The organism is Ramlibacter montanisoli, from assembly GCF_013087525.1.
Lineage (GTDB): Bacteria > Pseudomonadota > Gammaproteobacteria > Burkholderiales > Burkholderiaceae_C > Ramlibacter > Ramlibacter montanisoli.
Map to the genome: position 1 here is coordinate 3,951,269 of NZ_JABFCS010000001.1, position 26,473 is coordinate 3,977,741.

The following is a 26,473-nucleotide window of genomic DNA, read 5'->3' on the forward strand; positions in this document are numbered from 1 at the left end:
GACCTAGACGCGGCGCGCGAGTTCGGCCGCCTTGCCGACGTAGGAGGCGGGGGTCATCGCGAGCAGCCGGTCCTTCTCGGACTGCGGGATTTCCAGCGAGCGCACCAGCGCGTGCAGGTCCTCCGGGCGCACCTGCTTGCCGCGCGTGACTTCCTTGAGCTTCTCGTAGGCGCCCTGCACGCCGTAGCGGCGCATCACGGTCTGGATCGGCTCGGCGAGGACTTCCCAGGAAGCATCCAGGTCCGCCTGCAGCGCCTCCTCGTTCAGCTCCAGCTTGCCCAGGCCGATGCCCAGCGAGTGGTAGGCCAGCGCCGCGTAACCGAGCGCCACGCCCATGTTGCGCAGCACCGTGGAGTCGGTCAGGTCGCGCTGCCAGCGCGACACCGGCAGCTTCTCCGACAGGTGGCGCAGCAGCGCGTTGGCCAGGCCCAGGTTGCCTTCGGCGTTCTCGAAGTCGATCGGGTTGACCTTGTGCGGCATGGTGGACGAACCGATCTCGCCCTCGCGCAGCCGCTGCTTGAAGTAGCCCAGGCTGATGTAGCCCCAGGCGTCGCGGCACCAGTCCACCAGGATGGTGTTGGCGCGGGCGACGGCGTCGAACAGCTCCGCCATGTAGTCGTGCGGCTCGATCTGGATGCTGTAGGGCTGGAAGGTCAGGCCCAGGCCCAGGGGCTCGGGCGACTCCACCACCTTGCGGCTGAAGGCTTCCCAGTCGAACTCGGGCCAGGCCGCCAGGTGGGCGTTGTAGTTGCCGACGGCGCCGTTCATCTTGGCCATCAGCTTCACGCCGGCGATGCGCTCGCGCGCGGCGGCCAGGCGCACCACCACGTTGGCGATCTCCTTGCCCACGGTCGTGGGGCTGGCGGTCTGGCCGTGCGTGCGGCTGAGCATGGGCACCGCCGCATGCGCGTGCGCCATCTCGCGCAGGCGTGCAATCAGCGCGTCCAGCGCCGGCAGGATCACCTGGTCACGCCCTCCCTTGAGCTGCAGCGCGTGGCTGGTGTTGTTGATGTCCTCGCTGGTGCAGGCGAAGTGCACGAACTCGCTGGCGGCGCGCAGTTCGGGCCGCGCCTCGAACTTGGACTTGATCCAGTACTCGACCGCCTTCACGTCGTGGTTGGTGGTCTTCTCGATCTCCTTGATGGCCACGCCATCGGCCTCCGAGAAATTCTTGACCAGCCCGAGGAGGTAAGTGCGCGCTCCCGGCGAAAGCGGCTTGAATTCGCCGAAGCCGGCGTCGGACAGGGCGATGAACCAGCAGACTTCCACCTGCACGCGCTTGTGCATGTAGCCCTGTTCGCTCATCAGCGGGCGCAGCGGCGCCAGGCGCGCGGCATAGCGGCCGTCCAGCGGGGACAGCGCGGAAATCGTGGAGACGGCCATGCCCGAATTGTAGGCGCCGCCCCACCGGGGCTTTCCCCGCCGCGCATGTCGCGGGTGAACGACAGCCGACAAAATCTCTTCCCATAGAATGAATCCGTCCCTCCCCCTCCAAGAACTCGAACAGCATCGACCATGAAGTTGATCGGATCCACCACCAGTCCCTACGTGCGCAAGGTACGCGTCGTGATGGCCGAGAAGAAGCTGGACTACCAGTTCGTCGAGGAGGACGTGTGGTCGGCGGATACCACCATCATGCAGTCCAACCCGCTGGGCAAGGTGCCCTGCCTGGTGATGGAAGGCGGCGAGGCGCTGTTCGATTCGCGCGTGATCGTCGAATACCTCGACACGCTGTCGCCCGTCGGCAAGCTGATTCCCGCCGTGGGCCGGGAGCGCGCCGAGGTGAAGACCTGGGAGGCGCTTGCCGACGGCGTGCTGGACGCCCTGGTGCTCGCGCGGCTGGAATCCCACTGGGCCGGGCGCAAGAAGGAACAGCGTTCGCAGGCCTGGATCGACCGGCAGATCGACAAGGCCCAGGCCAGCCTGAAGGCGATGAGCCAGGGCCTGGGCGACAAGCCCTTCTGCGCCGGCATCTACCTGAGCCTCGCGGACCTGGCAGTGGGCTGCGCCCTCGGCTACCTGGACTTCCGCTTCGCCGAGATCGACTGGCGCAGCGCCTACCCAAACCTCGCCAAGCTGCAGGACAAGCTGATGCAGCGTCCCAGCTTCGTCGACAGCCTGCCGGCCTAGGAAGCGGCCCGGCGCTTGAGCCAGCGCATCAGGTTGCCGAGCACCGGCAGCTTCTCGTACACCTCCTCCGCCGCGTCCCAGTAGTCGCGGTGCGATGCGATGCGGCCGTCCGGCGCCAGCGTCAGGTGCGAGCCACCGCGCACCAGCTGCTCTTGCCCGCGCCGGAAGTTGCGGAAGCCGAAGCGGAAATCCCAGGCCAGGAAGACCTCGCTGCCCTGCTGGATGCGCGCGGTCACGGTGAAGCGCGGGGCGTCGAGGGCCTCGAACATGTGCGCGTAGATGCGTTGCACCGCCGGCAGGCCGCGCACTTCGTTGAAGGGGTCCTTGAACCAGGCATCGATGGTGTAGTACGCATCGAGCGCGCGCACGTGTTCGGGGGTCATGCCCTCGAACAGGGCGACGATGCGGTCCACCGCCGCGCCGGGGTTCACAGGCCGGTCCATCGCAACACCAGTTTCTCGTAGGTGCCGAAAGGCAGCAGGCGCAGCAGCTTCAGCCAGAGCGTGAAGCGCCGCGGGAAGTGGATCTCGAAGCGGCCGCGCTCCCAGCCGCGCAGGATGGCCTCGGCCGCCTGCTGCGGCGTCAGCAGGGCGGGCATCCGGAAGCGGTTCTGCGCGGTCAGCGGTGTCTCCACGAAGCCGGGATTGATCACGCTCACGCCGATGCCCATGGTGTGCAGGTCCAGGTGCAGCGTCTGCGCCAGCTGGATCAGGGCTGCCTTGGTGGGGCCGTAGGCCAGGCTGTTGGGCAGGCCGCGGTAGCCGGCCACGCTGGCCACCAGGCTGACGTGGCCGCCGCGCGCGAGCAGCGAGGGCAGCACCGCGTCCAGCACGTGCAGCGCGCCGACGTAGTTGACCTCCTGGTGGCGCAGCGCCTGCGCCAGGTCGAACGAGGTCGCGCGCATGGGCCGGTAATGGCCGGCGCAGTACATCACCAGGTCGAGCGGCCCGCCGCGCAGGACCTGCCGTGCCGCATCGGGCACCTGCAGGCGCTCGGTGGCGTCCAGCGGCACCACCAACGCGCCCGGGTGCCGGTCGGCGAAATCGCGCAGCGCCTGCGCGTCGCGCGCGCTCACGTGCACGATGGCGCCGCGTGCGTGCAGCGCCGAGGCGGTCGCGCGGCCGATGCCGCTGGAGGCGCCGACGATCCACACGCGCTTGCCCTGCCAGTCCACGATGCGCGGGTTCATGGTCGCCGCCGGAAAGAAAGCGTCACGTCGCCCAGGTGCACGCCGAACTTGGACATGGCGGTGCGATTGAGCAGCACCTCGCTGTCCACCGGGTGCATCCAGTCGTCCATCTGCACGTGCCAGGTGCGGCCCTGCACCGGCAGGGCAAGCGTGTAGTTCCAGCGCAGCGTGTTGCCGCTGGCCTGGCCGCTCGCCTCGCCGACCACGTCGTCGGCCCGCCCCACGTAGCGGCCGTCGGCCAGCTTGCGCACGCGCCAGATGCGTCGCTGCTTCGTGCCGTCGGAATAGGTGAAGTCCTCGTCCAGCACGCCCTCGTCGCCGTTCCAGCGGCAGTCCAACGCCACCGTGAAGCGCTTGACGACCTTGCCGCTGCGATCGGTGAACAGGCCCCAGCCGTCGACGCGGCCGTTGAAATAGGCGCGCATGTCCAGCACCGGCTGCTCGCGCGCGTACTCGCTCACTTCCGGTGCCGCGCATCCGGCCAGCAGCGCGGCGGCGGCGAGCATCGCCGTCCTTCGTTTCATCGTGTTCCTCCATTGCGGATGAGGGTGCGCCACAGCAGGCCGGCGGCGGCCACAGCAGGCAGGGCAGCAGGCAGTAGGCGGCCACCAGCGCCTGCAGCGCCTGCGGGTCGCGGCTGCCCGGCACGTAGCCGGCCAGTCCCAGCAGCGGCAAGGCCAGGCCCGCGGCCAGCGCCAGGTTGAATTTCGCGGCGAAGTTCCACCAGCCGAAGTACGCGCCTTCGGCCCGCCCGCGGTGGCCCGCCGTCCCGATCTGCCCCGCGAGCAGCGCGCCCGGCAGCGCCAGGTCGGTGCCGAGCGCCGCGCCGGACAGGAGGCAGACCAGCAGGAAGGCATTCGCATCGCCCGGTCCCAGCAGCGCGGCGCCCGCGAAGGCGGCGACGGCCACCAGCATGCCGGCCAGCCAGGTGCGCGCGAGTCCCAGCCGCGGCACCAGCGCCAGCCAGGCCGGAATGGCGAGCGCGGCGCTGAGGAAGTAGCTCGCCAGGAAGGCGGGCTCGAGCGCGGCCGGCGCCTGCAGGCGGTCCTGCACGAAGAACAGCACCAGCGTGGCGGGCACGGCGCTGGCGATGCCATTGAGCATGAACACGGCGAGCAGCCGGCGGAAGGCCGCGCCGCGCAGCGGCAGGCGCCAGTCGGATGCGCCCTGGCCGCTGCGCGCCTGCGGGTGCGGCGCGCGGGCCCAGGCCAGGCAGCCGAGCACCAGCGCCAGCGCCAGTGCTGCGGCGGTCGCGCCCAGCCCCGCGACCAGGGGCAGCACGGATGCCAGCAGCACGCCCGCCAGGCCCCAGGCTTCGCGCCAGGCCACGACGCGGCTGCGCTGCGCCTCGTCCCCTCCCAACATGGCCCCCAGGACTGGTGCGCGATGCTCAGCGCGCTGAAGGCCAGCGAGGTGATCGCCAGCGCCGCGGCCGCCCACGCGAGCAGCGCGAAGGTGCCGCGCAAGGGCGGATGGAACAGCAGCACGAAACCGGCGGCCAGCAGCGCCGCGGCCACGGCGCCGAAGCGCAGCACCGCGCGCGGCGAGCGTGCGAACAGGCGGTCGGACAGGCGCCCGATCCAGGGATCGAGCACGGCGTCGAGCAGGCGCGCCGCCAGCAGCACCGTGCCCAGTGCGGCCAGCGGCACGCCGAAGGCGCGTGCATAGTGGTTCGGCAGCAGCACGTACAGCGGCAGCGCCACGAAGGCGAGCGGCAGGCCCAGCAGGCCGTAGCGCCAGCCCTCCGCGGCGCCGAAACGCAAGGTGACGGCGTTCATGGCGGCGTGTCGGCCAGCAACGCCTCGCGCAGGGCCGGGGCCGAAGTCGCCGGGTCCAGCCAGATGCCGAAGAAGCGCGCGGAAAAGCCAGGTTCGGCGATCTCGCCGGCCGGCCTGCCGTTGACCAGGAACAGCGCGCCGCGCCCCGGCCGGTGCAGCCCGAGGATGCGGTCGCCGGCCTGCACGTCCGGCAGCAGGCGGCGCAGTTCGTCCTGCCAGCGCGCGGCGTCGCCCGGCGCGAGCGGCCCGGCGCGCCGCATCTCCTCGATCGAACGCTCGGCGATCTGGCGGGCCGAGAAGGCCCGCGCATAGGTGAGTTCCAGCGCCAGCACGTGCTGCGCGAAGCGGCCATGGCGGAACCCGGGCTCCACCCACAGGCGCGCGTCGTAGGCGCTGAAGCCGAACCACGTGAGCCGCCCCGAGCCTGCCGGCTGCAGCGCCGGCGCCCACTCGCGCAGCTGCGGCGACCCGGCCGCGGGCGGCGCGGCCAGCGAGAGCGCGAGCACGGCGGCGCTCAGGCGCGCTGCAGCGTGTACTGCACCACGTCGGTGTTGCGTTCGCCGAAGGCCGCCTCGCAGTAAGCCAGGTAGAACTCCCATGTGGCATGAACCTCTCGTCGAAGCCGAGCGCCAGCACCTCGCTGCGCCGGGCCAGGAAGCGCTCGCGCCAGCGGCGCAGCGTCTCCGCGTAGTCGCGCCCGAAGGCGAAGGCGTCCACCACCTGCAGGCCCGCCGCGTTCGCCGCCCGCTCGAATTCGCGCGGGCAGGGCAGGCAGCCGCCGGGAAAGACGTACTGCTGGATGAAATCGGTGGAGCGCACGTAGCGCTCCCACAGGCCGTCGGCGATCACGATGCTCTGGATGCAGGCGCGGCCGCCGGGCTTGAGCAGGCGCCGCACCGTCGCGAAGTACTGCGGCCAGTATTCGCGGCCGACCGCCTCGACCATCTCGATGGAGCAGATCGCATCGAAGGGCGCGTCGGCGACGTCGCGATAGTCCTGCAGCCGCAGGTCGCCGCGCGCCGCCAGCCCGGCGGCCTCCAGGCGCTGGCGCGCGAAGGCCAGCTGTTCGCTCGACAGGGTCACGCCCGTCACCTGGGCGCCGAATTCACCGGCGCCCATTTCGGCGAGCGCGCCCCAGCCGCAGCCGATCTCCAGCACGCGCGAGCCCGGCGCGACGCCGGCCATGCGCAGCGCGCGCCGAACCTTGGCGTCCTGCGCCTGCTCCATGGCTTGCCCGGGCGCTCCGTCGAACAGCGCCGACGAATAGTTCATCGTGCGATCCAGCCAGAGTGCGTAGAACGCGTTGCCCAGGTCGTAGTGGGCGTGGATGTTGCGGCGGCTGCCGGCGCGCGTGTTCCGGTTCAACAGGTGCTGCAGCCGGTGCGCGAGCCGGCCCCACCAGCTGCCGTACACCGCGTCCTGCAGTTCCTCGCGGTTGCGCAGCAGCAGCACCAGCAGCGCGGCGAGGTCGGGTGAATGCCACTCGCCGGCGATGTAGCCCTCGGCGAAGCCGACGTCGCCGCTGCGCAGCGCCCGCGTGAAGGGCCGCCAGCTGCTGAAGTGGATGGCCGCGTGCGGCTCGCCCTGGCCGCAGCGCTGCACCGCGCCATCGGGCAGGTGGACGTTGAGGCTGCCGTGGCGCAAGCGCGCCAGCAGGCGCAGCGCGGCGCGCGCCGCTGCGGGTGCGTCCTGGTTCCACGGAAGGCCAGCGGCCGTGGTCGTCGTGTTCATGCGGGGATTCAGCGGGTGAGGAAAGCGGAGGGAGCGGCCGGCTTGTGGAACAGCCGCAGGCGCGCGGCCCACAGCCGCAAGGCCTGCCAGTGGATGCGCGCGATGACGCCGAAGGTGAGCAGGGGATGGCGGCGCAGCGCAGCGCGCAGTGCGGGTGCGGTGGCCGGCTGCAGCCGGCCGCTGACGCTGGTCTGCAGCACCGGGCCCTGCGCGTCGCAGTAGTCGATGCGCGCCACCGTGCGATGGCGCTCGCGGCACAGCAGGAAGCGGAAGCGGTATTCGCCGGCCACCGGGCAGAAGGGCGACACGTGGAACACCTTGCGCGCCACCTGTTCGACGCCCCAGGCCGGCGCGTCGAGCAGGTAGCAATGGCGCTCGCCGAAGGTGTTGTTCACTTCGACCAGCACCGCGCGCAGCGTGCCGTCGGCGCGATGGCAGTACCAGAAGCTCACCGGCTTGAAGGCGTAGCCCAGCACGCGCGGATAGCAATGCAGCCAGGTTTCGCCGGTGGCGTCGGTGATGCCTTCGCGCTGCAGTGTCTCGTCGAGCCATGCCAGCGCGTCGTCGCGTCCGTCGCCATGGTCCCGGTCCCGGAAGCTGACCGCCGCGCGCCGGTTGCGCGCCAGTGCGCCGCTGCCTTCGCTGCGCATCGCGCGCATCGGCAGCAGCAGGAAGAAGGTGGGATAGGCGAAGGCGCGCGGCGCCGGCCGCAACCGGGCGTGGCGCACCTGGCCGATGCCCAGCTGCGGGCCTTTCACGCGGCCACCCCGATCGTCTCGCGGTGGTGGTCCATCCCGGCCTGCAGCAGCAGGCCGGCAGCCGCGGCCAGGCCCGACTTCAGGCCGTCCTCGTGGAAGCCATAGCCGGTCCAGGCGCCGGCGAACCAGGTGCGCCGGCGCCCCTGGACCGTCCCCAGCTGCGCCTGCGCCTCCACGGCGGCGTCGTCGAAGACCGGATGCGCGTAGCTGTATTCACCCATCACGCGGGTACGGGCGATGGGCCGCGCCGGATTCAGCGAGACGATCACCGGCTGCGTCCAGGGCAGGGGCTGCAGCCGGTTCAACAGGTAGTGCAGGCAGACCTGCGCGCCCTCGCCGCTGCCGGCGGCACGCTCGTAGTTCCAGGCGGCCCAGGCGCGCGGATGCGCGGGCAGCACGGAGCGGTCGGTGTGCAGCACCGCCACGTTGGGCTGGTAGCGGATCGCGCCGAGCAGCCGGCGTTCCTCCTCGCTGGGGTCCGCGAGCATGCCCAGCGCCTGGTCCGAATGGGCCGCGATCACCACGTGGTCGAAGCGCTCCCAGCCGGCCGGCGAGTGCACGTGCACGCAGTCGGCCTCGCGCCGCACCGACAGCACCGGCGCGTGGAGCCGCGCGTCGGGCAGCGTGGCGACGATCTTCTCCACGTAGTGGCGGGCGCCGCCGTTCACCGTGTGCCACTGCGGCCGGCCGGTCACCTGCAGCAGCCCGTGGTTGTGGCAGAAGCGGATCAGCGTGCCGACCGGGAAGCGCAGCATCTGTTCCGTCGGGCAGCTCAGATGCAGCCGATCATCGGCAGCAGGTACCAGTCGCGGAATTCGGGGAGAACCCGTGGATGCGCAGGAAACGCGCCAGCGGCTGCCCGAGCTCGCCATCCGCGTCGGCTTCGGCGATGCGGGTGGCCAGGCGGTTGAACCGCAGCAGTTCGGCGAGCATGCGCCAGAAGCGCGGCCGCAGCAGGTTGCCGCGCTGGCAGAACACGCTGGACAGGTTGCTGCCGCTCCACTCCAGCGGCTGCGTGCCGAAGGCGCCCGGAACCTGCACCGAGAACGACATGTCCGAGGGCGAGGTCCGCACCTGCAGCTGGCCGAACAGTTCGATCAGCGCCGGATAAGTGCGCTCGTTGAAGACGAGGAAGCCGGTGTCGACGCCGTGCGTGACCATGCGGCCGTCCGCCGTGGGCAGCGTGAGGTCGACGGTATGGGTGTGGCCGCCGAAATAGTCACCCGCTTCGAACAGGGTGACGTCGGCGCTGGGGCGCAGGCGGTGCGCGGCGGCCAGGCCGGAGATGCCCGAGCCGATGACGGCGACCTTCATGGCCGCCGTCCCCGGAAATAAAAATGCTGCGAAGCGCCCCGAAACGAAGGAGGGAGGGAGGGAGGAGGAGAAGAGTCGCTTCGGGATTGCGTCCCGGGCCCGTGGGCCCGGACGGCTTCGCAGCAGCAAAATCTGTGGGGGTCGCTCCTCCAGCCTGTCGAGAAGATGGACTCCTCCCGCGAGCGCGTGGTTCCCGCCCCCGTGCGGCAGAGGCGGTAAATTTTTGTGAACACCTTCCCGCAGCGCCCGCGGCGCCGTTCGACTGGATGCATGGGACCTCAGCGCAGCGCGAGCTGCCGTTCCAGCGCCTTCACGAGGTCCGGGTCATCCGGCTTCGTGAGGCTGCTGTAGTGCGCCACGACCTTGCCGTCGCGGCCGACCAGGTACTTGTGGAAGTTCCACAGGGGCTGGCGGCCCGTCTGCCGCGCCAGCTCCCGGAACAGCGGATTGGCGTCGGAACCGCGCACCGCGCTCTTGCCGAACATCGGAAACTTCACGCCGAAGGTGTTCTCGCAGAAGTCGGCGATCTCCTTGTTGCTCCCCTTTTCCTGCGCGAAATCGTTCGACGGGAAGCCCAGCACCACCAGGCCGCGCTCGCGGTACCGGGAGTGCAGCTTCTCCAGGCCTTCGTACTGGGGCGTGAAGCCGCAGTAGCTGGCGGTGTTGACCACCAGCAGCACCTGCCCGCTGTACTGGCACAGAGACTGCGGCTTTTCGTCCTGCAGGCGCGGGAACGTATGCTGCAGCAGCGCCGGGCAGGCGGCCGCGGACGGTGCCGTCACCTGGGCGGATGCTGGCAGGCCGAAGGCGGCGACCAGGACAAAAACTGTCAGGTTCTTCATTTGAGGCCTCATAATGGCTGGGAGCAGATGATTTGTCTAGGACAAAAAGAATGACCCTGTGTTTCGGTAGGAGTCCAGGAAAGGCGACCCGGCGGTCCGCGCATGGGGGCGCCAGTGAGCGACGCCCGGGAGGCAGCCCCCGCTGCGGCCATTGCCGCCGTGGAACGGGACACCGGTTTGTCCAAGGACACCTTGCGGATCTGGGAGCGCCGCTACGGCTTTCCCCAGCCGCTGCGCGACGCGCTGGGCGAGCGCACCTATCCCGCGGAACAGGTGGAGAAAGCTTGCGCCTGCTCAAGCGGCTGATGGACAGCGGCCACCGGCCCGGCAAGCTGGTCGGCCTGGAACTGGCGGCACTGCAGGCGCTGGGCCAGGGCCTGGCGCAGGCTGCCGCGCCCCGGCCGGGCGTGGCCGCGCAGTACTGGAAGCTGCTGGAGGCCCACGACGTCGGCGGCGTGCGGCGCCAGCTCAACCAGGCGCTGGTGGCCCTGGGACTGGAGCGATTCGTGATCGAACACGTGGCCCCGATGAACGAGGCGGTCGGCGAAGGCTGGCTGCGCGGCGAGCTGACCGTGGCGCAGGAGCACGTCTACACCGAGGCGCTGCAGGTCGTCCTGCGCCAGGCCATCGCCAGCCTGCCGGGCGGCGAGTCGCCGCGCGTGCTGCTGGCCACCCTGCCGCAGGAAGGCCACGGGCTGGGCCTGCTGATGGCGGAGGCGCTGCTGAGCCTGCATGGCTGCCATTGCATCTCCCTGGGCGTCAAGGTGCCGCTGCAGGACCTGGCCACGGCGGCAATGCTGACCGAGGCGGACATTGTGGCCCTGAGCTTCAGCGCCGTCTTCCCGACCACGCAGGCCGCGGCCGCCTTGCACGAACTGCGCGGCCTGCTGCCGGAAGGCGCCGCAATCTGGGCCGGCGGCAGCAACACCGCCCTGCAAAGGCGCATGCTCCCTGGCGTGGAGTCCGTGCGCGACATCGCCCTGGTCGGCCCACTGGTGCAGCGCTGGCGGCAAGCAACGATCGGCTCCCCGCCTTAAAATGGCCGGTTACACGAAAGACGCGTCATGTTGTATCCGGAACTGTTCAAGCAACTCGAGTCGGTCCGTTGGGACATGGACAAGGACATCCCCTGGGACAAGTTCGACCCGTCCCTGCTCACCGAGGAGCAGGCGCAGACGATCAAGATGAACGCCATCACGGAGTGGTCGGCGCTGCCCGCGACGGAAATGTTCCTGCGCGACAACCGCGACGACAGCGACTTCTCCGCCTTCATGTCGATCTGGTTCTTCGAGGAGCAGAAGCACTCGCTGGTGCTGATCGAATACCTCAAGCGCTTCCGTCCCGACCTGGTGCCCACCGAGCAGGAACTGCACGACGTGCGCTTCGAATTCGAGCCGGCCCCGCCGCTGGAAACCCTGATGCTGCACTTCTGCGGCGAGATCCGCCTGAACCACTGGTACCGGCGCGCCTCCGAGTGGCACACCGAGCCGGTGATCAAGCACATCTACCAGACCTTGAGCCAGGACGAGGCGCGCCACGGCGGCGCCTACCTGCGCTACATGAAGCGCGCGATCAACAACTTCGGCAACGAAGCCAAGGCGGCCTTCGCCAAGGTGGGCGTGCTGATGGCCAGCGCGCGCCGCACCGCGCAGGCTCTCCACCCGACCAACCTGCACGTGAACAAGGCCCTGTTCCCGCGCGACACCATCCAGTCCCGCCTGCCCAACCCGGAGTGGCTGGAGCACTGGCTGGACACGCAGATCAAGTTCGACGCGGTGTGGGAGACCAAGGTGGTGGAGCGCATCCTGCACAACCTGAGCCTGCTGATGGACCGCAGCTTCAAGAGCGTGCAGGAGCTCAATCGCTACCGCAAGGAACTGCAGGCCAGCCTGGCCAGCGCGGTCCCGACGCCCAAGCCGGCGTGAGCGAGCCGGCCTTCCTGTCCAAGATCGTCGCGGTCCGGAAGCGGCGGCGCGCATGGGATCCCTGCCGGGCCCGGTCGTCTTCACCAACGGCGTCTTCGACGTGCTGCACCGCGGCCACGTCACCTACCTCGCGCAGGCGCGCGCGCTGGGCGGCAGCCTGGTGGTGGCGCTCAACACCGATGACTCCGCGCGCCGCCTGGGCAAGGGTCCGGACCGTCCCCTGAACAACGAGGCCGACCGCGCGATCGTGATGGCGGCGCTGGAATCCGTGAGCCTGGTCACCTGGTTCTCGGAGGACACGCCGGTGCAGCTGCTGTCGGAACTGAAGCCGCAGGTGTACGTGAAGGGCGGCGACTATGACATGCGCAAGCTGGCCGAGACCGCGCTGGTGGAAGGCTACGGCGGCCGCGCGCTGGCCATCCCCTTCGTCGATGGCTACTCGACCTCGCGCCTGGTCGAGCGCATCCGCGCCGAGTCCTAGTCGACGCGCGCCGGTTCGGCGCTGGCGCTCCACAGCCGGTCGTAGCGCGCCGAGCCGCGCACCGTGTCGAGCGACCATTCCTGCGCGCGCTTCGCGGCGCGCGGCGCTTCCACCTCGCCCACCATCGAATAGCCCAGGCCGAGCCGGTCGCCGGGCACGTGCAGGCCGGCCAGCTCCACCAGCGTGGGGAACAGGTCGAAGGGCAGCAGCTCGTCGCCGTTGGCCGGCGGCAGCCGGTCGCCGACGAACAGGTTGAACATGCCGCGGCGCGGCGCCTGCACCAGGCGCTCGTACACCGGGTTGGGCATGGCCAGGTGGTCGCCGATCACGACGACCGTCGTGTTGCGCAGGTAGCCCTTGTCGCGCGCGAATTCGATGAACTCGGTGATCTGTTCCGCCGAGCAGCGCACGATGCCGTCGAAGGTCCCCGCGCCCCGCTTCCTGCATTCGGGCGAGAGGAAGCCGAAGGGGTTGTGCGTGTCCAGCGTGAGCAGCGTGAGGTTGAAAGGTTGGCCCGACTCATGCAGCTGCGCGAGCCGGATGCGGGCTTGTTCGAACAGCGCGCTGTCGAAGGTGCCCCAGGCGTTGAAGGCGGCCTTGGGCAGGCGCGCGCGCTCCCATTCCTCGCGGCCCCAGGTCTCGGCATAGCCGTGGTCCGCCAGGAAGCGGCCCTTGCCGGAGAAGGACAGCGGCGCGCCGCCCAGGAACACGTTGCGGTAGCCATGCGCGGCCAGGATGTCGCCCAGGCAGGTCGCGCCGGGCAGGAAGGTCTTGCCCTCGCCGCGCGGGCGCAGGTCGCGCTGGCCGTACACGCGCAGCGGCACGCCGCATTGCGTGGCCACCATGCCCGCGATCGTCCAGGTGGCGCCTGCGGCGGGCCGGTACCAGCCGTAGCTGCGCCCGCCCAGCCGGTCGGTGGCGGCGAGCAGGTCGCTGCCGAACTGCGCAGGATCGCGGTAGCCGGTCTCCAGGCTCTCGGCGTAGATCAGAACCAGGTTGCGGCGCTCCTGCTGCACCAGCCGCACATCGCGCGGCTCGACGAAGCGCTCGGCGAAACGGTCCGGCTCCAGGTAGGCGGCGGCATAGGAGAAGGCGGAGAACTGCAGGGCGAGCACCGTGACCGCGCCGATGGCGGCCATGGCCGGTGCCGCGCGCAGGAAGCGCCGGCCGGTGCCCGCCAGCCGCTGCGCGAGTTGCCCGTGCACGAAGGCCGCGAACAGCGCGGCCGCCAGCGGCAGCAGCAGCACCTGCACCGCGAACTCCACGTAGAAGATCTCGCTCAGCTCGATGGCCGCGCCCTCGGCGTAGCCCAGGTGCCAGATGGCCTGCTCGATCGTCACGTCGCCGAAGGTCGCGGGGATCCACAGCACCAGCCCGATGATCGAGAAGGCGAGCTGGTAGGCGGCCCAGCGCAGGACGGAGCGGCGGTGCAGGCGTGGCATGGAACCCGCAGGTATAGCCGCTGGACGGGCGGCGTCCAGCGGCAGGCGTCAGACGGCGCGCGGCCGGGCGCGGCCGGTCTTGCGCAGGCGTCCGACCTGCCGGCGCACCCACTGCTCCATGTCGTCCACGTACTCGAACACCACCGGCACCACCAGCAGGCTCAACACCGTGGACGTGAACAGGCCGCCGATCACCGCGATCGCCATCGGCGAGCGGAAGCTCGGGTCCGCCGCCCCCAGGCCGATGGCGATCGGCAGCATGCCGGCGCCCATGGCGATGGTGGTCATGATGATCGGGCGCGCGCGCTTGTGGCAGGCATCCAGCAGCGCGTCGAAGCGGCTGAGGCCATGGTCGCGGCGGGCGACGATGGCGTACTCCACCAGCAGGATCGAGTTCTTGGTCGCGATCCCCATCAGCATGATCAGGCCGATCAGCGAGGGCATGGAGAAGCTTTTCTGCGCCAGCAGCAGGCCGACGAAGGCGCCGCCCAGCGACAGCGGCAGGGCGCTGAGGATGGTGACCGGGTGCAGGAAGTCCTTGAACAGCAGCACCAGCACGATGTAGATGCACAGCACGCCGGTCAGCATCGCCAGGCCGAAGCTCGCGAACAGCTCGCCCATCACCTCGGCGTCGCCCACCTCCACCACCTTCACGCCCGGCGGCAGGTTGCGCACCGCGGGCAGTTGCTGCACGGCCGCGGCGACGTCGCCCAGCGGCTGGCCCGAGAGCTCGATCTCGAAGTTGATGTTGCGCGAGCGGTCGTAGCGGTCGATGACCGCGGGCCCGCCGGTGAGTTCCAGCGTCGCCACCTGCCCCAGCATCACGGTGCGGCCGTTGCTCGCCGGCACGGCCAGGCGCTCCAGCGTGCCCAGGTCCCGCCGCGCGTCCTCGCGCAGCTTCACCACGATCGGGATCTGCCGCTGCGACAGGTTCAGCTTGGGCAGCGCCACGTCGTAGTCGCCGGCAGTGGCGATGCGCAGGGTCTCGCCGATCGCGGCGCTGGTCACGCCCAGGTCGGCCGCCTTGGCGAAGTCGGGACGCACGGCAATCTCCGGCCGGATCAGCGAGGCGGTCGATGCGATCTGCCCCAGGCCCGGGATGGTCCGCAGGTCCTTGTCCACGGCCAACGACGCCGTCTGCAGCGCCTGCGGGTCCTCGCCGGTCAGCACCAGGATGTACTTCTCGCCCGAGCCGCCCAGGCCGACCTTGGTGCGCACGCCGGGCAATGGTTCCAGCGCCTTGCGGATGTCGTTCTCGATCGGCTGCTTGCGCGGCCGCTCCTCGCGGTCGGCCAGCAGAACCGTGAGCGTCGCCTTGCGCGCCTCGGCCGCGCCGCTGTTGGCGAACGGGTCGCCGCCGGCCGTGCCGCCGCCGATGGTGGTGTACACGCTCTTGACGTGCTGCACCTTCATCACCGCGACGCGCGCCTGCTCGGCGATGCTCTTGGTCTGCTGCAGCGTGGAACCGGGCGGCAGCTCCAGGTAGATCTGGGTCTGCGAGTTGTCGTCGGGCGGGATGAAGCCGGTGGGCAGCAGCGGGATCAGCAGCACCGAGCCGATGAAGAACAGCGTGGCCAGGCCCATGGTCTTCACCCGGTGCCGCATGCTCCAGTTCACCCACTTCAGGTAGATCCTCATCCACTTCGGGTCGGCCTCCTGCGTGACGATGGGCTTGAGCAGGTAGGCGGCCATCATGGGCGTGAGCACGCGCGCGACCACCAGCGAAGCGAACACCGCCAGCGAGGCCGTCCAGCCGAACTGCTTGAAGAACTTGCCGGCGATGCCGCTCATGAAGGCGGTGGGCAGGAACACCGCGATCAGCGTGAAGGTGGTGGCGATCACCGCCAGCCCGATCTCGTCGGCCGCCTCCATCGCCGCCTCGTAGGGCGTCTTGCCCATGCGCAGGTGGCGCACGATGTTCTCCACCTCCACGATCGCGTCGTCCACCAGGATGCCGATCACCAGCGAGAGCGCCAGCAGCGTCACCACGTTGATCGAGAACCCCAGCAGGTACATGCCGATGAAGGCGGGGATCACCGACATGGGCAGCGCCACTGCCGACACGAAGGTGGCGCGCCAGTCGCGCAGGAACAGCCAGACCACGATCACCGCCAGGATGGCGCCTTCCCACAGCAGCTTCAGCGAGCCCTCGTACTCCTCCTGCACGGGCGTGACGAAGTCGAAGGCCTGGGTGAGCTCGATGTCGGGGTGCTGCGCCTTCAGTTCGGCCAGCGCCTTGTGCACCGCCGCCCCGACGGCGACCTCGCTCTCGCCGCGGCTGCGCGCCACCTCGAAGCCCACCACCGGCCTGCCATCCAGCAAGGCCGCCGCGCGCGGCTCGGCGATGGTGTCCGTGACCTCGGCCACGTCCGCCAGGCGGATGGTGCGGCCGCCCGCCAGCGCGATCTGCAGCTCGCCGATCTCGCGCGCGCTCTGCACGGTGGCCAGCGTGCGCACCGGCTGCTCGCCGCCGCCCACGTCGGCCCGCCCGCCGGCGGTTTCCACCTGCACCTGCCGCACCTGGCGCGAGAGGTCGGCCGCGGTCACGCCCAGCGCCTGCATGCGCACCGGGTCCACCGCCACGCGGATCTCCCGGCTGACGCCGCCCACGCGCGGTTGACCGCGCCGACGCCGCGCACGGCCAGCAGCTTGCGCGAGACCTCGTTGTCCACGAACCAGGACAGGGCCTCGTCGTCCATGCGGCGCGAGGCGATCGCGAAGGCGAGCACCGGCTGGCCGGCCAGCTCCAGCTTGTTGATGATGGGATCGCGCAGGTCCGAAGGCAGGTCCGAGCGCACCTTGGCCACCGCGGAGCGCACGTCGTCCACCGCTTCCTGCACCGGCTTCTCGAGGCGGAATTCGGCGGTGAGGGTCACCACGCCGTCCTGCACCTTGGTGTAGACGTGCTTGAGGCCCTGCACGGTGGCGATGGAGTTCTCCATCTTGCGCGCCACGTCGGTCTCCAGCTGCGCCGGCGCGGCACCCGGCAGGGCGGCGGTGACGATCACCGTCGGCAGGTCGATGTCCGGGAAGTTCTGCACCTTCATCGCCTTGAAGGACAGGATGCCGCCGAAGGTGAGCAGCACGAACAGCATCACCGCGGGGATGGGGTTGCGGATCGACCAGGAGGAGACGTTCATCATGGCCGTGTCCTCAACGGGCGGCCGATGCGGCGGATGCCGGCGGCGATGCCGATGCGGCCGCGCCGGCGCCGGCGGCTGCCGCGGGGCTGGCGCTGGCGGGAGCGTCCGCCACCCGCACCAGGTCGCCGTCGTTCAGGAAGCCGCCGCCACTGGCCACCACGCGCATGTCCGCGGTCACGCCGGACAGCACCTGCAGCCGGTCCTCGGCGATCCGGCCGATCTGCACCTTGACCTGGTTCACGCGGTTGTCGGGATTGACACGGAACACGTAGCTGAAGCCCTCGCGCACCACCACCGCCTGCTGCGGCAGCGTCAGCGCGGGCTGCGCGCCCAGGTCGAACTCGCCGCGCGCGTACATGCCGCGCGCGCGCTGCCGGACAAGGGTCCCGGCAGGGGGTTCACGTCGACATAGACCAGGGCCACGCGGCTTTGCGGGTCCACCGTGGGCGCGATGGTGCGCACGCGCCCTTCCAGCCGCGCGCCGCTGGGGGCGGTGATGATCGCGCGGGTGCCGGGCGTGACGCGCCCCAGTTCGGCGGAGGTGACTTCGGCCCGCCACTCCAGCCGGCCCTTGCGGATCAGGCGGAACAGCTCGGTGCCGGGCGCCACCACCGCGCCGACGGTGGCGGCGCGCGCCGAGATGATGCCGTCGTCCGGCGCATGCACCGCCGTCTGGCCGACCCGGGCCTGCTGCGCCTGCAACTGGGCCCGTGCGGCGGCGACGCGCGCCCGGGCGGTCGCCTCGGCGGTGATGTACTGGTTGATCTGCGATGCGCTCATCGCGCCGGTCTGCTGCAGGGTGCGCGCACGGGCCGCGTTGTTGGCCGCTTCGGCCGCGGCCGCCTCCGCTTCCGCGAGGCCTGCCGTCGCCTGAGCGGCGTCGGCCCGCACGGTCTCGGCGGCGAAGCGCGCCAGCACCTGGCCGCGGCGCACGCGGTCGCCCACGTTCACCAGCACCTCGGACACGCGCAGGCCCTGCGTTTCGGTGCCGACGCTGGCTTCCTGCCAGGCGGCCAGGTTGCCGTTGGCGGCCAGCGTCACCGGCAGCATGGTCTGGGTGGGCGTCGTCGTGGTCACGGTCAGCGCCGGCTTGGGCGAGGCCTTCTTCGCCTCCTCCGCCTTGTCGCCGCACGCGGCCAGCGCCATCAGGAAGGCCAGGGCGGCCGCCGTGCGGATCATGGAATGGGTCGTCACGCTTGTTGTTCCTTGTTCTTCGTGGTTCTCATTCGCTGCGGGCCACCGGCATGTCCGGTCGCTGCCAGCCGCCGCCGAGCGCGCGGTACAGCGCGATCCAGGCCGCCAGGCGCTCGCGCTGCAGGCTGACCAGCGCGGTCTGCGCGGCCAGCAGCACGCGGCGCTGGTCTTCCAGTTCGATCAGGCTGCCCAGGCCGCTGCGGTAGCGCGCCTCGGTGGCGGCGAAGGACGCCTGGTAGCCCTCGACGGCGACGCGCGCGTCTTCGCTGCGTTCGCGCGCGCTTTCGAGGTTGACCAGCGCTTCCTCCACTTCGCGCACCGCCTGCCGCACGCGCGCCGCGTAGAGCGCGGCCGCTTCCCCGTAGCGCGCCGTGGCGGCGTCCTCGGCGGCGGCGAGGCGCCCGCCATCGAACACCGGCAGCGACACCGCCAGCGGGCCGATCGACCAGGTCTGCACGTCGCTGGTCTGGCCGCCCGCATGCAGGAAGCCGCCGGCGATCTGGCCGTTGAGCGACAGGCGCGGGAAGCGATCGGCGCGCGCCGCGCCGACATCCGCGCTGGCCGCCTCCACCGCCCGCTCCGCCTGGAACACATCGGGCCGCTGCGCGAGCAGCGCGGCGGGCACCGAGGGCATCGCCAGCACGGCGAAACTGGCCGGCTCGCTCCAGCGCCCGGCCAGCCGCTCGCGCAGCGTGGGTTCGCGCATCGCCGTGAGCGCCACCAGCGCTTTCACCAGCAGGTCGCACTGGGCCTGCTGCTGCGTCGCCCGCGCCGCACCTTCGGCGGCACTCGCGCGCGCCTGCGCCGCGACGGCCGGGGCGGTGAAGCCGGCCTCGGCGCTCAGCCCGGTCAGGCGCGCGGTCTCGGCGCGCGAGCGCGCGTCGTTGCGCACCACCGCCAGCTGGCGCTCGCAGGTGCGCAGGTCGACATAGGTCGTGGCCGTTTCCGCCGCCACCGCCACGCGTGCATCGTGCCAGCCGGCCTCCGCGCCTGCCAGCCGCGCGCTGGCGGCGTCGCTGCGTGCGGACAGGCGGCCGAACAGATCCGCTTCCCAGGCGAGCTGCGCGCCGGACTGGACTATGGTTGCCAGGCCCACGCCCGCCTGCGCATTGCCGCGCACCAGCGAGGCGTTGGCGTCCACCGCAGGCAGCGTCGCAGCCCGCGCGGCCACCCGCGTTGCGCGGGCCTCCGCGATCCGCGTCCCAGCGATGGCGATGTCGGGGTTGGCGACCTGCGCCGCCTCCACCAGGTCCACCAGCAAGGGATCGTTGAACTGCTGCCACCACTGCCTGAGGTCGGCCAGCCGGCCGCCATGCGGCAGCGACGCGTACCAGCGCGGCGGCGCATCGCCGGCAACGGAAGCAGGGGGTCGGGGAACGGCGCAGCCAGCCAACAACAACAGCAAGCCGGCCGCCGCCGCGAGGGGGCGCAAGAGCTTCATGTGTCCTTCCCGGATCGGGCGTGTCATCCGCCGGCGTCGGGCCCCGTCGTGCGAAGCCGCGGCAGCGAAACCGGCAAGGCTAGCACCAGAAGGCGCGCCTTGTCAGGGGAAGGTCTCTACCTGTGAGCTAGCTGCCAGCTCAGCCGAAGACGTGCTGCCACAGCGCCAGGATGGCGTCGCGCTCGCGCACCAACTGGTCCTGCGGCACCTGGGTCGGTTCCTCGTTCAGCCGTGCGTGGTGCTGCACGCGCCGCAGCTCGCGGTAGGCACTCGCGGCGGCCTCGCCGACGCCGGCGGGCAGCAGGCCGGCCGCCTCCGCGCGATGCAGCAAGGCGATGTTGCCGACGTTGGGGATCAGTTCGCGATGCTGCGCCGACTGCGACAGCACCAGGAACTGGACCGTGAACTCCGCGTCCACCATGCCGCCCGGGCTGTGCTTGATGTCGAAGCGGCCGTCCTTCACCGGGTGCGCGTGGCGCACCTTGTCGCGCATGGCGACGATCTCGCGCCGCAGCGCATCGACGTCGCGCGGCGCCGTGATCACCGCTTCGCGCACCGCATCGAAGCGCGGGCGCAGCGACTCCAGTCCCACCACGAAGCGGGCCCGCGTCATGGCCTGGTGCTCCCAGGTCCACGCGGTGTTGCTGCCGCGGCGCTGCTGGTAGTCGTCGTAGGCCTGGAAGGTGGTGATCAGCAGGCCGGAACTGCCGTTGGGGCGCAGCGCGGTGTCGATCTCGAACAGGTCGCCTTCGGCCGTCTTGACCGAGAGCCAGTTGATGATCTTGCGCACGAAGGCCGCATAGGCGTCGGGCGCGCGCTCGTCGTCGTCCTCGTAGACGAACACGATGTCCAGGTCGCTGCCGTATCCGAGCTCCTTGCCCCCAGCTTGCCGTAGCCGAGGATGGCGAAGCGGGGCGTCTCGCGGTGCTTCTGCTTCAGGCGGTCCCAGCACCAGCGGGACGTGACCCGCAGCGTGGCGTCGGCCAGCGCGCTCAGTTCGTCGGCCACCTGTTCGACCGTCAGCGCGCCTTCGACGTCGCGCGCCAGGGTGCGGAACAGCTCCGCGTGGTGGGCGCGCCGCAGCAGGTTCAGCAGGGTCTCGTCGTCGTCCTCGCCGGTGATGCGCAGCGAACGCAGCCGGTGTTCCAGCTCGCGCTCGAAGTCCTCGGGCACGAAGCGGTCCTTCAGCAGGCCGTCGCTGGCCAGTTCGTCGATCACGCCGGGATGCTGGATCAGGTAGCGCGCGGGCCAGCGGGCGGCGCCCAGCACGCGCAGCAGCCTTTCGTGCACCGCGGGCCGCTCCCACAGCAGGGCCAGGTAGCTCTCGCGCCGCGCACAAGCGGCTCGATCCAGTCCACCATGCGCAGCGCGGCTTCCTCGCCCACGCGGCCTTCCTGCAGCCACACGCCGGTGCGCGCGATCAGGCGGGACAGGCGGTGGCGCGCGTCGTCGCGCAGCGCCATCACGCGCGGATGCTTGCACCAGACCTGGATGCGCTGCTGCAGCTGCGCCGGCAGCTGTTCCAGGATGGTCTCGAGTTCCGGCGGCGCCCGGTTGCCCTTGGGCCCGGCGCAGGTCTTGCACTCGGTGGCGCCGCCACCGAGCAGCCTGTCGAATTCCTCGGCCACGAACTCGCGGTGGCCATCGAGCTCGTGCAGGAAGGGGCAGGAGTCCGCATAGCCCAGGGTCCGGGCGATCCAGGCCAGGTCGGAGCCGTCGTCGTCGTCGCGGCAGCCCATGGGCAGCACGTGCGTCTGCTGGTCGTCCAGGTACTGGATGCGGTGTTCCACCTGGCGCAGGAAGGTATAGGCGGCGGCGAGCGATCGCGCGGTCTGTTCCGACATCAGGCCGGCGGCGGCCAGCCGTTCCAGCGCCTGCAGCGTCGGCCGCGTGCGCAGCTCGGGGAACTGGCCGCCGCGCACCACCTGCAGCAGCTGCACGATGAACTCGATCTCGCGGATGCCCCCGCGCGAGAGCTTGACGTCGTTCGCCCGCTCCGGCCGGCCCGCCGCGCGCCGCGCCGCATGCTCGCGGATCTGCCGGTGCAGGGTGCGCAGCGCGTCGAACACCGCGTAATCGAGGTAGCGGCGGAACACGAAGGGCAGGATCACGGCGCGCAGCGTCTGCGCCGAGCCGTCGTCCAGGCAGGCTTGCGGCGCCACCACCCGGCTCTTCATCCAGGCGAAGCGTTCCCACTCGCGGCCCTGCAGCAGCAGGTAGTCCTCCAGCGCGCCGAGCGACACCGCCGGCGGCCCGGAATTGCCGTTGGGGCGCAGGGCCAGGTCCACCCGGAACACGAAGCCGTGCTCGGTGACGTCGCCGATCAGCCCGAAGATGGTCTTGACGGCCTTGCCGAAGTATTCGTGGTTGGTGATGCGGCCCCGGCCGCCCTCGGCGCCCGCCGTCTCGCCGTCTTCGTCGTACACGTAGACCAGGTCGACGTCGCTCGACACGTTGAGTTCGCGCGCCCCCAGCTTGCCCATGCCCACCACCCAGAGCCGGGCGCGCTGGCCTTCGGCGGTGCGGGGTGCGCCGTGCATGGCGTCGAGGTCCTCGAAGGCCTGCCGGCAGGCGACGTCCAGCGCGAATTCGGCCAGGCAGGTGACGGCGGTCGTGATCGTGGCCAGCGGCGCGCGGGCGTCGCAATCGAGCGTGGCCAGCCGCTCCAGCACCAGCTGGCGCAGGATGCGCAGCGCGGACGCGACATCGTGGCCGCGCGAACGCAACGCTTCGTAAGTGGCGGCCATGGCGCCGGAGGTGGGCGCGCCGGCCGGCAGCAGCGCGAGTTCGTCCGCATAGCGGCGGCGCAGGCGCTGCACGAAACGCGAATGCCCCGAGAGGGGAATTTGCCCGCCCGGCGTGTCCTCCGCGGCTGCCGCGGCGCCGTTGACGGAAGCGGCGGTGCCGCTGTTGCCAGAACCCAGCGCAGCGCCGAGGGTCATAATTCCCGCCTGTCCCATGTTTTCATGAATGCCACGCCGCCGAATCCCTCACGCTCGCTGAGGTTGCTTGCAGCTGCGGTCAAGTGGTCGCTCTGGCTGCTGCTGGCCGCGTCTTTGCTGCTCGCACTGGCGTGGGGGCGCTCCATTCATTCATTGTGCCGCGAATCGGCGACCTTCGCCCCGCACTGGAAATACGGGCCGGCCGCATCCTCGGCGTGCCGGTGCGCATCGGCGCCATCACCGCGCGCAGCGAGGGCCTGATCCCCTCCTTCACCCTGCACGACGTGGTGCTGCTCGACCCGCAGGGCCGCCAGGCGCTGCAGTTGCGCACGGTGGTCGGGGCGCTGTCGCCGCGCTCGCTGTGGAACCTGGGCTTCGAGCAGCTTTACATCGACCAGCCGCGGCTGGACATCCGCCGCGCCGCCGACGGCCGCATCTTCGTGGCCGGCCTGGACTTCTCGCGCAGCAGCGACAACGAGGGCCGGGCGGCCGACTGGTTCTTCAGCCAGACCGAATTCATCATCCAGGGCGGCTGGATCCAGTGGACCGACGAGCTTCGCGGCGCGCCGCCGCTGGCCCTGGGCCAGGTCGATTTCGTCTCCCGCAACCAGGGGCGGCGGCACCTGCTGCGCCTGGACGCGACGCCGCCGCGCGAATGGGGCGAGCGCTTCACGCTGGCCGGCGTGTTCCGCCAGCCGCTGCTGGCCGGGGGCGCCGGCCGCTGGCAGCAGTGGAGCGGCGAGCTGCACGGCGACTTCCGCTCGGTGGACCTGTCGCAGCTGCGGCGCCACGCCAGCCTCGGCTTCGAGATCGCCCAGGGCCGGGGCCGCGTGCGCGCCTGGGCCGACGTCGAAAAGGGCCAGGTGGTCGGCGGCACGGCGGACGTCGTGCTGGCCGACGTCACGGCCACGCTGGGACCCAAGCTGGAGCCGCTGGCGCTGCAGTCCATGTCCGGCCGCCTGGGCGGCAAGCGCATCGCCGGCGGCTTCCAGTTCGAAACGCAGAACCTGCAGTTCCTCACGCAGGACGGCCAGCGCTGGCCGGGCGGCAACGTCTTCGTGGCCTGGACGGCGGCCGAAGGCCAGGCTGCGGCGCAGGGGGAACTGCGCGCCGACCGGCTCGACCTCGGCGCCCTGAGCCAGATCGCCACCCGGCTGCCTCTCGGCGCGGCCACGCACGCGGCGCTGCAGGCCTATGCGCCGCGCGGGCTGGTCGATCGCGTGCAGGCGCGCTGGCAGGGCCCGCTGGACGCCCTGCAGAAGTACGAGGCGCGCGGGCGCGCCAGCGCGGTCGAAGTGGCGTCGCGGCCCCACGCCGAGGGCAAGGCGGGCACCCCGGGCGTGCGCGGCGCGACCGTCGATTTCGACTTGACCCAGGCCGGCGGCAAGGCACGCCTGGGCATCGCGCAGGGCGCGCTGGACTTCCCCGGCGTGTTCGAGCAGCCGCTGCTGCCGCTGGACTCGCTGGCCGCCGACCTGCAATGGCAGGTGAACGGCGAACAGATCGCGCTCACGCTGAACAGCCTGCGCTTCAGCAACGCCGACGCGCAGGGCGAGGCGCAAGGCAGCTGGCGCACGGGCGATCCCCGGGCGGCGGGCGGCGCGCGCTTTCCGGGCACGCTGGACCTGCAGGGCAGCCTCAGCCGCGCGGACGGCGCGCGCGTGTGGCGCTACCTGCCGCAGGGGGTGCCCAAGGGCGCGCGCGACTACGTGCGCGACTCGGTGCTGACCGGCGTGGCCACCGGCACGCGCTTCAAGGTCAAGGGCGACCTGCGGCAGTTCCCCTTCCCCGAGAACAAGGGCGGCGAGTTCCAGGTCACGACGCAGGTGCGCGACGTCACCTTCGCGTACGTGCCGCGCGGCGTGCAGGCGGCAGGGCAGCAGCCCTGGCCGGCGCTGGCGCAGGTGGCCGCGGAACTGGTGTTCGAGGGCGAGGGCATGCGCATCAAGGACTTCACCGGCACGGTGCAGGGCCTCCCGCGGCTGCAGCTGCAGGCGGAAGCGCAGATCCCGCAGTTCGCCAAGGCGCAGGTGCAGGTCAAGGGCCGGATCAAGGGGCCGGTGGCCGACTCGCTGGTGGTGGTCAACACCTCGCCGGTGGCCGCGATGACGGGCAATGCGCTGGCCCGCGCCACGGCGGGCGGCAACGCCGACGTGGACCTGCGGCTGGCGCTGCCGGTGCACGAGCTCGCGCGTTCGCAGGTGCAGGGCACGGTCACGCTGGCCGGCAACGACGTGCAGATCTCGCCCGACAGCCCGGCGCTGTCGCGCGCCCGCGGCGTCGTGCAGTTCTCGGAGAAGGGCTTCCAGCTTTCGGGCGTGCAGGCGCGCGCCCTGGGCGGCGACGTGCGGCTGGAAGGCGGCACGCGCCCCGGCGGCCCGGGCGAGCCGGCGACCATCGTGCAGCTGCGCGGCCAGGGCACGGTGACCGCGGACGGCCTGCGGCAGGCGCACGAACTCGGGTTCGTCTCGCGCCTGGCGCGCGACTTCAGCGGCAGCGCCGGCTACAACCTGGCGCTCGCCTTCCGCCGCGGCGCGCCCGAAGTGCAGGTCACCAGCAACCTGCAGGGGATGGCCGTGAACCTGCCGGCGCCCCTGAACAAGGCGGCCGAAAGCGTGCTGCCGCTGCGCTACGAGACGGCGCTCACGCGCGAGTCCCTGGTGCCCGGCGCGCGCGCGCAGGAAGTGCTGGCGGTGGACCTGGGGCGCATCGCCAGCGTGCAGTACCTGCGCGACCTGTCTGGCGCGGAGCCGCAGGTGGTGCGCGGCACGGTGGCGGTGGGGCTGGCGCCAGGCGAAGGCGTCACGCTGCCGGACGCCGGCGTCATGGCCAACGTGCAGCTGGGCACCTTCAATGTGGATGCCTGGGAGGACGCGCTCACGCGCGTGTCGGGCACCGAGACCGCTGCCGCCGGCGCGGTGCCGACACCGCGCGCGGAAGGCGCCCCGCCGGCGGGCAGCGGCTACCTGCCCACGCTGCTGGCGGTGCGGGCCAAGGAGCTGAGCGTGGAGGGCCGCACGCTGCACAACGTGGTGATCGGCGGCTCGCGCGACGGGCGCGTGTGGCGCGCCAACGTGGACGCCAATGAACTCAATGGCTACCTGGAATACCGGCAGCCGCAAAGCACCGGCGCCGGCCGGGTGTACGCGCGGCTGGCGCGCCTGAACATCGCGGCCTCGGCGGCGAGCGAGGTCGAAAGCTTCCTGGAGCAGCAGCCCGGGAGCATCCCGGCGCTGGACATCGTGGTGGACGATTTCGAGCTGAAGGGCCGCTCGCTCGGGCGGCTGGAGATCGACGCGGTCAACCGCGGCCCGGGCACGGTCGCGCGCGAAGGTGGCATCCGCGAGTGGCGCCTGAACAAGCTGACGCTGGGCATGCCGGAGGCCACCTTCACCGCATCGGGCAACTGGGCGGCGCTGGGCGCGCAGGCTGTGGCACCGGGCGGGCCGCGTCCCGTGGTGGGGACGAACGAGCGCCGCCGCACCTCCATGAAGTTCCGCCTGGACATCAACGACGCCGGCCAGCTGCTCACCCGGCTGGGGATGAAGGACATCGTGCGGCGCGGGCGCGGCCCGATGGAAGGCACCGTGTCCTGGGTCGGCTCGCCGCTGGCCTTCGACTATCCGACCATGACCGGCAGCTTCAACGTCAACGTGGAGTCCGGCCAGTTCCTCAAGGCCGATCCCGGGCTGGCCAAGCTGCTGGGCGTGCTGAGCCTGCAGTCGCTGCCGCGGCGGCTGACGCTGGATTTCCGCGACGTGTTCAGCGACGGGTTCGCCTTCGACTTCCTGCGCGGCGACGTCGCCATCGAGCAGGGCATGGCGTCCACCAACAACCTGCAGATGAAGGGCGTGAACGCCGCCGTGCTGATGGAAGGCAAGGCGGACCTCGCGCGCGAGACGCAGGACCTCAAGGTGGTGGTGGTGCCCGAGATCAACGCCGGCACCGCCTCGCTGGTGGCCACCGTGATCAACCCGGCGATCGGCCTGGGCACCTTCCTGGCGCAGATGTTCCTGCGCCAGCCGCTGATGCGCGCGGCCACCCAGGAATTCCACGTGGACGGGACCTGGACCGATCCGCGCATCACCCGCGTGGCCCGCACGCCCGCGCCGGAAACCACGGGCGCGTCGGACGCGGTGCCCGCCGAAGCCACCACGCGCTGA

General features: G+C 71.2%; 16 protein-coding genes and 6 pseudogenes. 6 read left to right on the forward strand and 16 right to left on the reverse strand.

Translation table 11 applies throughout. From position 1 onward, the window contains the following. Positions 1 to 3: 3 nt before the first annotated feature. The gene (gene purB, locus HK415_RS19565) at positions 4 to 1,383 is read right to left on the reverse strand and encodes an adenylosuccinate lyase (protein WP_171562164.1); all 1,380 of its coding nucleotides are present in this window, start codon (positions 1,381 to 1,383) and stop codon (positions 4 to 6) included. Between the two features lie 132 nt (positions 1,384 to 1,515). Between purB and HK415_RS19570 the strand changes: the two genes are divergently transcribed. Next, a complete protein-coding gene (locus HK415_RS19570) occupies positions 1,516 to 2,130 on the forward strand; it encodes a glutathione S-transferase N-terminal domain-containing protein (RefSeq protein WP_171562166.1) in 615 nt (204 codons plus the stop codon). Here HK415_RS19570 and HK415_RS19575 read toward each other — a convergent pair. The 9 genes and pseudogenes from HK415_RS19575 to HK415_RS19615 form a co-directional block, all read right to left on the reverse strand. Then, positions 2,127 to 2,573, reverse strand: a complete 447-nt coding sequence (locus HK415_RS19575) for a nuclear transport factor 2 family protein (protein ID WP_171562168.1) — start codon at positions 2,571 to 2,573, stop codon at positions 2,127 to 2,129. The genes HK415_RS19570 and HK415_RS19575 overlap by 4 nt on opposite strands. Continuing rightward, positions 2,558 to 3,319 carry an SDR family NAD(P)-dependent oxidoreductase gene (locus HK415_RS19580; protein ID WP_171562170.1) on the reverse strand — a complete coding sequence of 254 codons (762 nt, stop codon included), beginning with the start codon at positions 3,317 to 3,319 and terminating at the stop codon, positions 2,558 to 2,560. Before HK415_RS19580 ends, HK415_RS19575 begins: the two co-directional genes overlap by 16 nt. Then, positions 3,316 to 3,843, reverse strand: a complete 528-nt coding sequence (locus HK415_RS19585) for a DUF3833 domain-containing protein (RefSeq protein ID WP_171562172.1) — start codon at positions 3,841 to 3,843, stop codon at positions 3,316 to 3,318. Before HK415_RS19585 ends, HK415_RS19580 begins: the two co-directional genes overlap by 4 nt. Positions 3,844 to 3,955: 112 nt before the next feature. After that, positions 3,956 to 5,097: pseudogene (locus HK415_RS19590) on the reverse strand (MFS transporter); the annotation flags it as partial. Further along, positions 5,094 to 5,603 (reverse strand): chalcone isomerase family protein, encoded by a 510-nt coding sequence (locus tag HK415_RS19595; protein ID WP_309246765.1) that lies wholly within the window; start codon positions 5,601 to 5,603, stop codon positions 5,094 to 5,096. The gene HK415_RS19595 and the pseudogene HK415_RS19590, both read right to left, overlap by 4 nt. Positions 5,604 to 5,611: 8 nt before the next feature. Further along, positions 5,612 to 6,828: pseudogene (locus HK415_RS19600) on the reverse strand (class I SAM-dependent methyltransferase). An 8-nt stretch (positions 6,829 to 6,836) separates the two neighbouring features. Further along, positions 6,837 to 7,586 carry a DUF1365 domain-containing protein gene (locus HK415_RS19605; RefSeq protein WP_171562176.1) on the reverse strand — a complete coding sequence of 250 codons (750 nt, stop codon included), beginning with the start codon at positions 7,584 to 7,586 and terminating at the stop codon, positions 6,837 to 6,839. Next, positions 7,583 to 8,900 (reverse strand): annotated as a pseudogene (locus HK415_RS19610) (NAD(P)/FAD-dependent oxidoreductase). The gene HK415_RS19605 and the pseudogene HK415_RS19610 overlap by 4 nt, the downstream one beginning before the upstream one ends. Positions 8,901 to 9,178: 278 nt before the next feature. Next, on the reverse strand, positions 9,179 to 9,742 hold the full coding sequence (locus tag HK415_RS19615) for a glutathione peroxidase (protein ID WP_171562178.1): 564 nt from the start codon (positions 9,740 to 9,742) through the stop codon (positions 9,179 to 9,181). Between the two features lie 114 nt (positions 9,743 to 9,856). Between HK415_RS19615 and HK415_RS25560 the strand changes: the two genes are divergently transcribed. The 4 genes and pseudogenes from HK415_RS25560 to rfaE2 all read left to right on the forward strand — a co-directional run bounded on the left by HK415_RS25560 (position 9,857) and on the right by rfaE2 (position 12,148). Next, the gene (locus HK415_RS25560; RefSeq protein WP_309246766.1) at positions 9,857 to 10,048 is read left to right on the forward strand and encodes a MerR family transcriptional regulator; all 192 of its coding nucleotides are present in this window, start codon (positions 9,857 to 9,859) and stop codon (positions 10,046 to 10,048) included. After that, positions 10,027 to 10,779, forward strand: a complete 753-nt coding sequence (locus HK415_RS19620) for a cobalamin B12-binding domain-containing protein (RefSeq protein ID WP_253261960.1) — start codon at positions 10,027 to 10,029, stop codon at positions 10,777 to 10,779. The genes HK415_RS25560 and HK415_RS19620 overlap by 22 nt, the downstream gene beginning before the upstream one ends. A 27-nt stretch (positions 10,780 to 10,806) precedes the next feature. Next, positions 10,807 to 11,667, forward strand: a complete 861-nt coding sequence (locus tag HK415_RS19625; RefSeq protein WP_171562179.1) for a ferritin family protein — start codon at positions 10,807 to 10,809, stop codon at positions 11,665 to 11,667. Beyond that, positions 11,664 to 12,148, forward strand: a pseudogene (rfaE2, locus tag HK415_RS19630) (D-glycero-beta-D-manno-heptose 1-phosphate adenylyltransferase). Before HK415_RS19625 ends, rfaE2 begins: the two are co-directional and overlap by 4 nt. On the opposite strand, the gene HK415_RS19635 reads toward rfaE2, so the two are convergent. From HK415_RS19635 to glnE, 6 genes and pseudogenes are all read right to left on the reverse strand, one after another. Beyond that, a complete protein-coding gene (locus HK415_RS19635; RefSeq protein WP_171562183.1) occupies positions 12,145 to 13,590 on the reverse strand; it encodes a sulfatase-like hydrolase/transferase in 1,446 nt (481 codons plus the stop codon). The pseudogene rfaE2 and the gene HK415_RS19635 sit on opposite strands and share 4 nt — an antisense overlap. Positions 13,591 to 13,638: 48 nt before the next feature. Continuing rightward, positions 13,639 to 16,730: pseudogene (locus HK415_RS19640) on the reverse strand (efflux RND transporter permease subunit). Between the two features lie 13 nt (positions 16,731 to 16,743). Next, on the reverse strand, positions 16,744 to 17,091 hold the full coding sequence (locus HK415_RS27275; RefSeq protein ID WP_373684621.1) for a permuted SH3 domain-containing protein: 348 nt from the start codon (positions 17,089 to 17,091) through the stop codon (positions 16,744 to 16,746). Next, entirely contained in the window at positions 17,046 to 17,927 is an 882-nt protein-coding gene (locus HK415_RS19645; RefSeq protein WP_373684622.1) for an efflux RND transporter periplasmic adaptor subunit, read from the reverse strand. The genes HK415_RS27275 and HK415_RS19645 overlap by 46 nt, the downstream gene beginning before the upstream one ends. A 28-nt stretch (positions 17,928 to 17,955) precedes the next feature. Beyond that, on the reverse strand, positions 17,956 to 19,368 hold the full coding sequence (locus tag HK415_RS19650) for an efflux transporter outer membrane subunit (RefSeq protein ID WP_171562185.1): 1,413 nt from the start codon (positions 19,366 to 19,368) through the stop codon (positions 17,956 to 17,958). A 139-nt stretch (positions 19,369 to 19,507) separates the two neighbouring features. Then, positions 19,508 to 22,310 (reverse strand): annotated as a pseudogene (gene glnE / locus HK415_RS19655) (bifunctional [glutamate--ammonia ligase]-adenylyl-L-tyrosine phosphorylase/[glutamate--ammonia-ligase] adenylyltransferase). A gap of 155 nt (positions 22,311 to 22,465) precedes the next feature. Between glnE and HK415_RS19660 the strand changes: the two are divergent. Next, a complete protein-coding gene (locus tag HK415_RS19660) occupies positions 22,466 to 26,473 on the forward strand; it encodes a YhdP family protein (protein ID WP_309246767.1) in 4,008 nt (1,335 codons plus the stop codon).

Excerpts from the sequence above, each read along its gene's own strand:
- HK415_RS27275 (WP_373684621.1), bottom strand. The coding sequence starts at position 17,091 with ATGTACGCGCGCGGCGAGTTCGACCTGGGCGCGCAGCCCGCGCTGACG.
- HK415_RS19625 (WP_171562179.1), top strand. The coding sequence starts at position 10,807 with ATGTTGTATCCGGAACTGTTCAAGCAACTCGAGTCGGTCCGTTGGGAC.
- HK415_RS19580 (WP_171562170.1), bottom strand. The coding sequence starts at position 3,319 with ATGAACCCGCGCATCGTGGACTGGCAGGGCAAGCGCGTGTGGATCGTC.
- HK415_RS19575 (WP_171562168.1), bottom strand. The coding sequence starts at position 2,573 with ATGGACCGGCCTGTGAACCCCGGCGCGGCGGTGGACCGCATCGTCGCC.
- HK415_RS19635 (WP_171562183.1), bottom strand. The coding sequence starts at position 13,590 with ATGCCACGCCTGCACCGCCGCTCCGTCCTGCGCTGGGCCGCCTACCAG.
- HK415_RS19585 (WP_171562172.1), bottom strand. The coding sequence starts at position 3,843 with ATGAAACGAAGGACGGCGATGCTCGCCGCCGCCGCGCTGCTGGCCGGA.
- HK415_RS19615 (WP_171562178.1), bottom strand. The coding sequence starts at position 9,742 with ATGAAGAACCTGACAGTTTTTGTCCTGGTCGCCGCCTTCGGCCTGCCA.
- HK415_RS19650 (WP_171562185.1), bottom strand. The coding sequence starts at position 19,368 with ATGAAGCTCTTGCGCCCCCTCGCGGCGGCGGCCGGCTTGCTGTTGTTG.
- purB (WP_171562164.1), bottom strand. The coding sequence starts at position 1,383 with ATGGCCGTCTCCACGATTTCCGCGCTGTCCCCGCTGGACGGCCGCTAT.
- HK415_RS19570 (WP_171562166.1), top strand. The coding sequence starts at position 1,516 with ATGAAGTTGATCGGATCCACCACCAGTCCCTACGTGCGCAAGGTACGC.